We start from the raw sequence: 10822 nt of genomic DNA on the forward strand, positions 1-10822 counted from the left end.
GCCCCGGGCGCGGGGTGCGCCCGGGGCCGTGGCCGTGCCGTCGCGTCCGGCCCGCGGCACTCCTCCGGCCACCGCCGGGAGGTACCCCGGCACCGGACGCCGTGGGCCGTACGCGGCCGGCGGGCCCGGCCCACTACCGCCGCGGTGCGGGCCGGGCCGCACCGCGGCGGTGGAGCGGCTACCGGCCGCGCTTGCGCTTGAGGGCGTCCCGGCCCTTGTCCGCGGCCTCGCGGACGTCGCCCTTGGCCTTCTCGGCGCGTCCCTCGGCCTCCTTGCCCAGGTTGCCGGTGGCCTTGCCGGTGGTCTCCTTGAGGCGGCCCTTGACCTGCTCGGCCTTCGCCTTGGCCTTGTCCTTGGCACTCATACGTCGGCACTCGCTTTCGATAGAGGTGATGGCTCCCCCGTGGTCAAGTCTCGCGCGCGGCCCCACGGGCCGCATGTCCGTGCGGCCGCACGGCTCAGTTGAGCAGGCCCGGCCGCCGGGGGAAGCGGTGCTGCTCCAGGGCGGTGACGAGGGCGTCGGCGATGTCCTGCGGCGATGCGGTGCCGTTGCTGGTCAGGACGCCGAACTCCGGCGCGGCCTCGCCGAGGACGACGTCCTCGGGCAGCCTGGCCTCCGCGAGCAGGCGGACGCCCTCCCCGAGGACCGCCAGCGGCTTGCCGTGGCGGTACGCCTCCTCGACGAACCGCACGGCCGCCGGGTCCGCCGCCAGCGCGGCGACCGCCTCCTTGCCGTCCGGTACGAGCACGGCGTCGTAGAGGACGGAGGCCATGGTGGGCAGCGCCCGGTCCACGGCGAGGCTGCCGTTGCCGGCGCCGCGGACGCTGCCGTCCAGGGCGGCGAGCACCTCGACGATCGCGCCCCGTGCGGTGAGCCGCTCGCGGACGGCGTCCACCTGGCCGGCGTCCGTGCCGTCGGCGGCGAGGACGGCGACCTTGCGGGTGCGGATGCCCTCGCCGCGCAGGTTCTCCTGGCTGAGGGCGGGCGACGAGGCGGTGTTCACGCCGGACACCGGCGGCGGGGCGGCCACGCCGACGCCCTCGGCGACCATCGACGCGAGGTCGGCGTTCACGTTGGCGAGGTTGCCGACCATGCGCTCGCGCACGGCGACGGAGCCGACCTTGCCGAGCTCGAAGCGGAACGCCTCGACGATGTGGCGCCGCTCCCAGTCGGCCATGCTGTTCCAGAACAGCGCGGCCTGGCTGTAGTGGTCCTGGAAGCTCTCGCTGCGCACCCGGATCTTCTCCCCGTCGACGCGCTCGGCGTAGTGCCGGAAGACCCCCGCCCCGCCGCCGGCCCCGGCGTGCGCCGGGCAGCCGCCGCCCAGCGAGTTGGGGAAGTAGTTGGTGCCCGGGTGGATGACCTGCTGGCCGAAGCCGTCGCGGTGGTTGTGGTGCACGTCGGCGACCGGCCGGTTGACCGGCAGCTGGCTGAAGTTCGGGCCGCCGAGGCGGATCAGCTGGGTGTCCAGGTAGGAGAAGTTGCGGCCCTGGAGCAGCGGGTCGTTGGTGAAGTCGATGCCGGGCACGACGTTCGCGGTGTGGAAGGCGACCTGCTCGGTCTCGGCGAAGAAGTTCTGCGGGTTGCGGTCGAGGACGAGCCGGCCGACGGGCCGGAGCGGCACCTGCTCCTCGGGGATGATCTTCGTGGCGTCGAGCAGGTCGAAGTCGAAGGCGAACTCGTCGCTCTCGGGGACGAGCTGCACCCCGAGCTCCCATTCGGGGTACTCCCCGGCCTCGATGGCCTCCCACAGGTCCCGCCGGTGGTAGTCGGGGTCGCGTCCGGCGGTGATCTGCGCCTCGTCCCAGACCTGGGAGTGCACGCCCAGCTTCGGCTTCCAGTGGAACTTCACGAACGTGCCGCGCCCCTCGGCGGTGACGAACCGGAAGGTGTGCACGCCGAAGCCCTGCATCATGCGGAAGCTGCGCGGGATGGCCCGGTCGGACATCGCCCACATGAGCATGTGGGTGGTCTCCGGCTGCAGGGAGGCGAAGTCCCAGAACGTGTCGTGCGCGGTACCGCCGGTGGGCATCTCGTGCTGCGGCTCCATCTTCACCGCGTGCACGAAGTCGGGGAACTTGATGGCGTCCTGGATGAAGAACACCGGGATGTTGTTGCCGACCAGGTCGTAATTGCCCTCGCGGGTGTAGAACTTGGTGGCGAAGCCGCGCACGTCGCGGACCGTGTCGGCGGAGCCGCGCGGGCCCTGCACGGTGGAGAAGCGCACGAAGACGGGCGTGCGCCGGCCGGCCTCGGAGAGGAAGTCGGCGCAGGTGTACTCGGTGAGCGGCTCGTACGCCTCGAAGTAGCCGTAGGCGCCGGCACCCCGGGCGTGGACGACGCGCTCGGGGATGCGCTCGTGGTCGAAGTGGGTGAGCTTCTCCCGGTTGTGGAAGTCCTCCAGGAGGGTGGGGCCGCGGGTACCGGCGCGCAGGGCGTTGTCGGTGTCGTCGACGCGCACGCCCTGGTCGGTGGTGAGCGCGTCGTGTTCGGGTGCGGCGCGGAACCGGTCGAGTTGCCGGTCCTTCTCGTCCTGCGCCGCCGGGTCGCCCCGGCCTGCTGACTGGTGGTGGGCGGACACGCGTGCACTTCCTTCCGCATGGGGAGCACTCGGGGGAGGGACGGCGTCCGTCGGCAGGCGCCGCTGGCCTCCCCAGGCTCACCCGGGTTCCCGGGACGGGCAAGCCGAAACCGGGCGGCGCGCGGTGAGGTGCCCTGCCCGGACCGCTTCGACTGGAGAGACGGGCGGCCGTGTGCGACGCTGCTGCTTGAGTCGTTTCGACCACGGATGGTCATGGTGCGGCCCGTCACCGGGCCCGGCACGAGAGGTGCCGGCGCACCACCCCTGTCGCGTCCGCAGCGGCAGTCGCCCCCTGGGGCGCCGATTCCACAGAGGCGGTGGCCGCTGTCCCGCGGCACCGCGCCTTCCCCTCCCCGCAGCCGGTCGGCCCGCGCCGGACGCCCGGCGTCATCCCCACCCCGGCCGCGGCCCACCCACGCGAAGGAGTGTGATCATGGACGAACGACGCTGGAAGCGTGCGGTGGTCACCGGAGGGGCCGGCTTCATCGGATCGCACCTGTGCGAGCGCCTGCTGGCCGAGGGCTGCGAGGTGGCCTGCGTCGACAACCTGGTCACGGGGGCCCGGGCCAACATCGCCCATCTGGAGGCCCATCCGGGCTTCCGCTTCGTCGAGGGCGACGTCTCGCGGCCCGGAACCCTGGCCGGCATACCCGGGCGGGTCGGTCTGGTGCTCCACCTGGCGTGCCCAGCCTCGCCCGCCGACTACCTCCGGCTGCCGATCGAGACGCTCGACGTGGGCAGCGCCGGCACCCGCGCCGCCCTGGAGCTGGCGCACCGCAACGACGCGCGCTTCCTGCTGGCCTCGACCTCCGAGGTGTACGGGGACCCGTTGGAGCACCCCCAGCGCGAGCAGTACTGGGGCAACGTCAATCCCATCGGGCCGCGCAGCGTCTACGACGAGTCCAAGCGGTTCGCCGAGGCGCTCGTCACCGCCTTCCGGCGCACCCACGGCACCGACACCTCGATCGTGCGCATCTTCAACACCTACGGGCCCCGGATGCGTGCCGGCGACGGACGCGCCGTGCCCACGTTCATCCGGCAGGCCCTGGACGGCGAGCCGCTGACGGTGGCGGGCGACGGCAGCCAGACCCGGTCCCTGACCTACGTCGACGACACGGTCGACGGCATCGTCGCGCTCGCCGCGAGCGGACGCCCCGGCCCGGTGAACATCGGCGGCGGGGAGGAGACGACGATGCTCGACCTGGCCCGACGCATCGCCGACCTGACCGGCTCGGCCTCCACCGTCCGCTTCGTCGACCTGCCGGCCGACGACCCCGCCAGGCGCCGCCCCGACACCGCCAAGGCCCGCCGCGAGCTGGGCTGGGAGCCGCGCGTCGGCTGCGAGGAGGGCCTCAAACGGACCGTGGAGTGGTTCGCGCGCTCCGCCCTCCCCTGATTCCTGTGGTTTTGCGGTTCTACGGGTCCCCGACGGAACACGGAGCACGGCATGCGCATCCTCGGTATCAACGCCCTCTTCCACGATCCGGCAGCCGCGCTGGTCGTCGACGGGCGGATCGTCGCGGCCGCGGAGGAGGAGCGGTTCTCCCGGCGCAAGCACGGCAAACGCCCCGTGCCGTTCGCGGCCTGGGAACTGCCGCTGTCGTCGGCCGCGTGGTGCCTGCGGCACGCGGGGCTCACGCCCGCCGACCTGGACGCCGTGGGCTACTCCTACGACCCGTCGCTGGCCCGCCCGGCGCCCGAGCTGGGCCTCGACGATCCCTGGGACCACCTGCGGCAGACCTACGCCCGGGAGGCGCCCGGCTTCCTCGCCGAGGCGCTGCCCGGCCTGGACCCGGCCAAGGTCCGCTTCGTCCCCCACCACGTGGCGCACGCGGCCTCCGCGGGCCTGGCCACCCCGTACCCCGACAGTGCGGTGCTGGTGCTCGACGGGCGCGGGGAGTGCGCCTCCCACCTGGCGGGCCGGTACGCGGGCGGCACGCTGGACGTGCTCGCCACGCAGGTCCTGCCCCAGTCGCTGGGCCTGGTGTACGAGGAGCTGACGGAGCATCTGGGCTTCCTGCGCAGCAGTGACGAGTACAAGGTGATGGCGCTGGCCGCGTACGGCAAACCGCGCTTCCTGACCGAGCTGCGGGAGCACGTGCACGCCACGGACGACGGCGGTTTCCGCGCGCACGCGGTGCCGTGGGCGGCGCTGACCGAGCCGCGCGAGCCGGGGCAGGAGTGGACCCAGGACCACGCCGATCTGGCCGCGAGCACGCAGGCGTGCCTGGAGGAACTGCTGCTGGAGCTGACGCGGTGGCTGCACGGGCGGACCGGCGCCGAGTCGCTGGCCCTGGCCGGCGGGGTGGCGCTCAACTGCGTGGCCAATTCACGGATCGCGGTGGAGGGGCCCTTCCGCCGGGTGTGGGTGCAGCCCGCCGCCGGTGACGCGGGCACGGCCCTGGGCGCGGCGCTGCACCTGGCGGCGGCCCACGGCCGGGCCGCCGCCCCGATGGAGGGCGCCGACCTGGGCCGGGGCTGGTCGGACGAGGAGCTGCGCGGCTGGCTGGAGCAGGCGCGGGTGCCCTACGAGCGGCCGCCGGACATCGCCGTGGCGGTGGCGGAGGAGCTGGCCCGCGACGGCATCGTCGCCTGGTTCCAGGGCCGCAGCGAGTACGGGCCCCGGGCGCTGGGCCACCGGTCGCTGCTGGCCCATCCGGGCCGCGCGGAGAACCTGGAGCGGCTCAACCACGTCAAGGGGCGCGAGGAGTTCCGTCCGGTGGCGCCGATGGTGCTCGCCGACCGGGCGGCGGACGTCTTCGAGGGGCCGCTGCCGAGCCCGTACATGCTGTTCGTGCACGGCGTGGCCAGGCCCTGGCGCGCGCGGATCCCGGCCGTCGTCCATGTGGACGGCACCGCCCGGATCCAGACCGTGGACCCGGCGCGGGAGCCTCTGGTGGCCCGCATGCTGGCCGCGTTCGAGCAGCGCACGGGGCTGCCGGTGGTCGTCAACACCAGTCTGAACACGGCCGGCCGGCCGATGGTCGACGATCCGCGGGACGCCCTGGAGTGCTTCGGCTCCGCCCCGGTGGACCTGCTGGCCATCGGCCCGTACGCGGTCCGCCGCGGCCGTGCGTACGCCGGGGGGAAGGAGACGCCATGAGCGCCGTGGACCCCCTGGACTACGCGGTGGTCATCCCCACCGTCGGCCGCGCCTGCCTCGCCGACTGCCTCCGGGCGCTGGCCGCGGCGGCGGGGCCGGCGCCGCGCGAGGTGGTCGTCGTGGACGACCGGCGCGGGCCGCGTCACACCCGTGCCCCGCTGCCGTTGGGCGCACTCGGCGAGCTGCGCACCCGGGCCCGGGCGGTGAGCACCGGCGGCCGGGGTCCGGCCGCCGCGCGCAACGCGGGCTGGCGTGCGGTGGGCGCCCCCTGGGTGGTCTTCCTCGACGACGACGTGCGGGTCGGCCCGGTGTGGCGGGCCGAGCTGACGGCCGAACTCGCCTGGGCGGCGCCCGACGTGGGCGGGGTGCAGGGCGTGATCGAGGTGCCGCTGCCGGCCGGGCGCAGGCCCACGGACTGGGAGCGCAACACCGCCGGCCTGGCGGGGGCCCGCTGGGCGACCGCCGACATGGCCTACCGGCGCTCCGTCCTGGCGGCCGTCTCCGGCTTCGACGAGCGCTTCCCCCGGGCCTTCCGGGAGGACGCCGACCTGGCGCTGCGGGTCCTGGGCGCCGGCTGGCGGCTGGAGTGCGGCACCCGCACCACCCGGCATCCGGTGCGGCCGGCCGGTCCCTGGGTGTCGCTGCGGACCCAGGCGGGCAACGCCGACGACGCGCTGATGGTGCGTCTGCACGGCCGCGACTGGTGGCAGCGGGCCGGCGCGCCGCGCGGCCGGCTGCGCGCTCACGCGGCGGTCACGGCCGCCGGGGCCGCCGCGGTGGTCCTCGCCGCGAGCGGGCACCGGGGTGCGGGCACGGCGGCGGCCGTGGGCTGGGCGCTGGGCACCGCCGAGTTCGCGTGGGCCCGCATCGCGCCCGGGCCGCGCACCGGGCCGGAGGTGGCGGCCATGCTCGCCACCAGCGTCGCCGTTCCGCCGCTGGCCGTCTGCCACCGGCTGCGCGGCCTGTGGCGGCACCGCGGCGCCCGGCCCCTGCCCGACGCCTCGCTGTCGCTGCGCATCGTGCCGGTCCCCGTGCGCTCGCCCCTCAGGAAGGGGCCGGTGCCGTGACCTGCTGCCGGCCCCCCGCCCTCGTGCTGTTCGACCGGGACGGCACGCTGGTCGAGGACGTCCCCTACAACGGCGATCCGGGCCTCGTGGTCCCGGTGGCCGGCGCCCGCTCCGCCCTGGCGCTGCTGCGGCGGTACGGGGTGCGCACGGGGGTGGTCACCAACCAGTCGGGCGTGGGCCGGGGCCTGCTGACAATGGCCCAGGTGCGGCGGGTCAACGAACGCGTGGAGCGGCTGCTGGGACCGTTCGACGTGTGGGCGGTGTGCCCGCACGCGCCGGAGGACGGCTGCGGCTGCCGCAAGCCCGCGCCGGGCCTGATCCTGGCCGCCGGCCGGCTGCTGGGCGTCGATCCGGCGCGGTGCGCGGTCGTGGGCGACATCGGCAGCGACATGGCGGCGGCCGCGGCGGCGGGCGCCGCGGGGGTGCTCGTGCCGACGCCGGTGACGCGCGCCGAGGAGGTGGCGGGCGCCCCCCGCACGGCCCGCGACCTGCCCGGAGCGGTCCGTACCCTGCTCGGCCTGGGCGTCGCCGTACCGGACGGGGGTGCGCGGTGAGAGCGCTGGTGGCACGCCTCGACAGCTTCGGCGACGTCCTGCTCGCCGGGCCGGCGGTCCGTGCCGTCGCCGCGCGCGCCGCGCACACCGCGTTGCTGTGCGGGCCGCGCGGCGCCCCGGCCGCGCGGATGCTGCCGGGGGTCGACGAGGTGATCGTGTGGGACGCGCCGTGGGTGGGCTTCGACCCGCCGCCCGTCGACCGGGCCGGCGTGGGCTCCCTCGTCGAGCGCGTGGCCCGGACGGCACCGGACGTGGCCCTGGTGCTCACCTCGTACCACCAGAGCCCGCTGCCCGCGGCGTTGCTCCTGCGGATGGCCGGGGTGGCGTGGCTGGCCGCCGATTGCACCGACTATCCGGGCTCGCTGCTGGACGTGCGGCACCGCCGCGGTCCGCGCCGGCACGAGGTGCAGGCCGCCCTCGACCTCGCGCAGGCGGCGGGTTTCCCGCTGCCCGAGGGCGACGACGGTCGGCTGGCCGTGCGGGACGCACCCGTGCCCGACGGGCTGGTGGGCGAGGGCGGGTACGTCGTCGTGCACCCGGGCGCGGCGGTGCCGGCCCGGCGCTGGGGCGACGAGCGGTGCGCGGCGGCCGTCCGGGTCCTGGCCCGGGCCGGCTACCGGGTCGTGGTCACCGGGGGGCCGGGCGAGCGGGAGCTGACGGCCGCGGTGGCGGGCCGGGACGCCCTCGACCTGGGCGGGCGCACCGGGCCGGCCGAGCTGGCCGGGGTGCTCGCGCGGGCGGCCGCCGTCGTCGTCGGCAACACCGGGCCCGCCCACCTGGCGGCCGCCGTGGGCACGCCGGTGGTGTCCCTGTTCGCCCCCGTGGTGCCCGCCGAGCGGTGGGCGCCGTACGGGGTGCCGCACGTGCTGCTCGGCGACGAGCGGGCGCCCTGCGCCGGCAGCCGCGCCCGGATCTGCCCGGTGGCCGGCCACCCCTGCCTGAGCGGGGTGCGGCCCGAGGACGTGCTGGCCGCCGTGGAGAAGCTCACCGGCCGCTCCCCCGGTCTCGACCCCTGCCCGGAGGCGACGTCATGAGGATCCTGCTGTGGCACGTGCACGGTTCGTGGACGACGGCGTTCGTCCAGGGACCGCACACCTATGTGGTGCCGGTGACGCCCGGCAGGGGGCCCGACGGGCTCGGCCGCGCCGCCACCTTCGACTGGCCGGCCTCCGTGGTGGAGCTGTCCCCGGAGCAGCTGCGCGCCACGGACGTCGACCTGGTCGTGCTGCAGCGGCCGCACGAGGCGGAGCTGGCGCGGCAGTGGCTCGGCCGCCGGCCGGGGCACGACGTGCCCGCCGTCTACCTGGAGCACAACGCGCCCGGCGGCCCCGTCCCGGACACCCGGCATCCCGCCGCGGACCGGCCGGAGCTGACGATCGTGCACGTCACGCACTTCAACCGGCTGATGTGGGACTGCGGTTCCACACCCGCCACCGTCATCGAGCACGGCATCGTCGACCCGGGGCCGCTGTGGACCGGCCGGCTGCCGCGGGCCGCGGTGGTGGTCAACGAGCCGCTGCGGCGCGGCCGGACCACCGGTACGGACCTGCTGCCGTACTTCAGCGGGGCCGCGCCGCTGGACGTGTTCGGCATGGGCACCGAGGGCCTGGCCGGGCGGCTGGGCATCGCGGCGGAGCGCTGCCAGGCGCAGGAGCTCGTCCAGAGCGCCCTGCACCGGGAGCTGGCCGAACGCCGCGTCTATCTGCACCCGGTGCGCTGGACGTCCCTGGGGCTGTCCCTGCTGGAGGCCATGCACCTGGGCATGCCCGTGGTGGCCCTGGCCACCACCGAGGTGGCCGAGGCGGTGCCCGCCCGCGCCGGAGTGGTCTCCAACCGCCTGGACGTGCTGCACGACGCCGTCCGCGGCTTCCTGGCCGATCCCGCCCGGGCCCGCGAGACGGGCCGGGCGGCCCGCGCCGCGGCCCTCGCCCGCTACGGGCTGCAGAGGTTCCTGGACGACTGGGAGTGCCTGATCAAGGAGGTCACCCGATGAGGATCGCCATGGTGTCCGAGCACGCCAGCCCGCTGGCCGCGCTCGGCGGCCCCGACGCGGGAGGCCAGAACGTCTACGTCGCCCGTCTGGCGGAGCTGCTGGCCGGCCGGGGGCACGACGTGACCGTCCACACCCGCCGGGACGACGCCGGTCTGCCGGACCGGGTGCCGCTGCCCTCCGGGGCGGTCGTCGACCACGTACGGGCCGGGCCGGAGCGGGCGGTGCCCAAGGACGAGCTGCTCGGCCACATGCCGCGCTTCGCGGAACACCTGGCGCGGGCGTGGCGGCGCGAGCGTCCCGATGTGGTGCACGCCCACTTCTGGATGTCCGGCCTGGCCGCGCTGGGAGGGGTCCGGGACCTGGACGTGCCCGTCGTGCAGACCTACCACGCACTGGGCACCGTCAAGCGGCGTCACCAGGGGCCGGCCGACACCAGCCCGCCCGAACGCCTGGACGCCGAGCGGGAGATCGGGGCGGCCTGCGCCCGGGTGCTGGCCACCTGCTCCGACGAGGTGCGCGAGCTCGGCCGCATGGGCATCGCCGCGGACCGCTGCTCGGTGGTGCCCTGCGGGGTGGACACCGCGCACTTCACGCCCCGCGGCCGCGTCGCCCTCACGCCCGGGCGCCGGGCCCGCCACCGGCTGCTGACGGTGGGGCGCCTGGTGCCCCGCAAGGGCGTGGACCTCGCCCTGCAGGCGCTGCGCGGCATCCCGGACGCCGAACTGGTGGTGGCCGGCGGCCCGCCGGCCGACGGGCTCGCCATGGACGCGGAGGCCGTGCGGCTGCTCACCCTCGCCCGCCGGCTGCGGGTCGCCGACCGGCTGGTGCTGCTGGGCTGCGTGCCGCACGAGGACATGCCCGCGCTGCTGCGCAGCGCCGACGTGGTGCTGTGCACGCCGGTGTACGAGCCGTTCGGCATCGTGCCGCTGGAGGCCATGGCCTGCGGCGTGCCGGTGGTGGCCACGGACGTCGGCGGACACCGCGACACCGTCGCGGACGGGGAGACCGGGGTGCTGGTGCCGCCGGGCGTGCCCGGGCCGCTCGCCGAGGCGGTGCGCGCCCTGCTGGACTCGCCCGGGCGGCTGGAGTCCTACGGCCGGGCCGGGCGGACGCGCGTGCTCACGCGGTTCACCTGGGACCGGGTGGCGGACGGCGTGGAACGCGTCTACGACCGGGTCACCGACCTGTGTCCCGTCCCGTCAGGAGTCCCGCGATGACCGTCACCCGCACCACGGGGGCCGCACCGGCGACGGGCGGCGACCACTGCGGCCGGCTGCTGGCCGCCCTCGAAGCGTTCCGCGGGGAGAAGGCGGCCACGGCGCAGCGGTGGGGAGCGCGCCTGGCGGTCGCCCTCTCCTCCGGGGGGCGGCTGCTGGCCGCCGGCAACGGCGGCAGCGCCGCCCAGGCCCAGCACCTGACGGCCGAGCTGGTGGGCCGCTACCGCACGGACCGGCCGCCGTTCTCGGCCCTCGCCCTGCACACCGACACCTCCAGCTGTACGGCCATCGTCAACGACTACGGGG

At 76.0% G+C, this 10822-nt stretch carries 10 protein-coding genes; 8 read left to right on the plus strand and 2 right to left on the minus strand.

Going from position 1 to position 10822, the window contains the following annotated elements:
- Nucleotides 1–178: 178 nt before the first annotated feature.
- The gene (locus LE181_RS30430) at nt 179–364 is read right to left on the minus strand and encodes a CsbD family protein (protein ID WP_225664735.1); all 186 of its coding nucleotides are present in this window, start codon (nt 362–364) and stop codon (nt 179–181) included.
- A gap of 94 nt (nt 365–458) precedes the next feature.
- Nucleotides 459–2582 carry a catalase gene (locus tag LE181_RS30435; RefSeq protein WP_225664736.1) on the minus strand — a complete coding sequence of 708 codons (2124 nt, stop codon included), beginning with the start codon at nt 2580–2582 and terminating at the stop codon, nt 459–461.
- A gap of 433 nt (nt 2583–3015) precedes the next feature.
- Here LE181_RS30435 and LE181_RS30440 point away from each other — a divergent pair, with 433 nt between their 5' ends.
- The 8 genes from LE181_RS30440 to LE181_RS30475 form a co-directional block, all read left to right on the plus strand.
- A complete protein-coding gene (locus tag LE181_RS30440; RefSeq protein WP_225664737.1) occupies nt 3016–3978 on the plus strand; it encodes a UDP-glucuronic acid decarboxylase family protein in 963 nt (320 codons plus the stop codon).
- A 51-nt stretch (nt 3979–4029) separates the two neighbouring features.
- Nucleotides 4030–5685, plus strand: coding sequence for a carbamoyltransferase family protein (locus LE181_RS30445; protein ID WP_225664738.1), 1656 nt, complete (start codon nt 4030–4032; stop codon nt 5683–5685).
- Nucleotides 5682–6752 (plus strand): glycosyltransferase family 2 protein, encoded by a 1071-nt coding sequence (locus LE181_RS30450; protein WP_225664739.1) that lies wholly within the window; start codon nt 5682–5684, stop codon nt 6750–6752. Before LE181_RS30445 ends, LE181_RS30450 begins: the two co-directional genes overlap by 4 nt.
- Entirely contained in the window at nt 6749–7306 is a 558-nt protein-coding gene (locus tag LE181_RS30455; RefSeq protein WP_225664740.1) for a D-glycero-alpha-D-manno-heptose-1,7-bisphosphate 7-phosphatase, read from the plus strand. Before LE181_RS30450 ends, LE181_RS30455 begins: the two co-directional genes overlap by 4 nt.
- On the plus strand, nt 7303–8340 hold the full coding sequence (locus LE181_RS30460) for a glycosyltransferase family 9 protein (protein WP_225664741.1): 1038 nt from the start codon (nt 7303–7305) through the stop codon (nt 8338–8340). The genes LE181_RS30455 and LE181_RS30460 overlap by 4 nt, the downstream gene beginning before the upstream one ends.
- Nucleotides 8337–9299 (plus strand): glycosyltransferase, encoded by a 963-nt coding sequence (locus tag LE181_RS30465; RefSeq protein WP_225664742.1) that lies wholly within the window; start codon nt 8337–8339, stop codon nt 9297–9299. Before LE181_RS30460 ends, LE181_RS30465 begins: the two co-directional genes overlap by 4 nt.
- Nucleotides 9296–10516, plus strand: a complete 1221-nt coding sequence (locus tag LE181_RS30470; protein WP_225664743.1) for a glycosyltransferase — start codon at nt 9296–9298, stop codon at nt 10514–10516. The genes LE181_RS30465 and LE181_RS30470 overlap by 4 nt, the downstream gene beginning before the upstream one ends.
- The coding region (locus LE181_RS30475) for an SIS domain-containing protein (protein WP_225664744.1) at nt 10513–10822 on the plus strand (310 nt) is incomplete at its 3' end. The genes LE181_RS30470 and LE181_RS30475, both read left to right, overlap by 4 nt.

It is taken from the genome of Streptomyces sichuanensis (assembly GCF_020328095.1).
Lineage (GTDB): Bacteria > Actinomycetota > Actinomycetes > Streptomycetales > Streptomycetaceae > Streptomyces > Streptomyces cinnamoneus.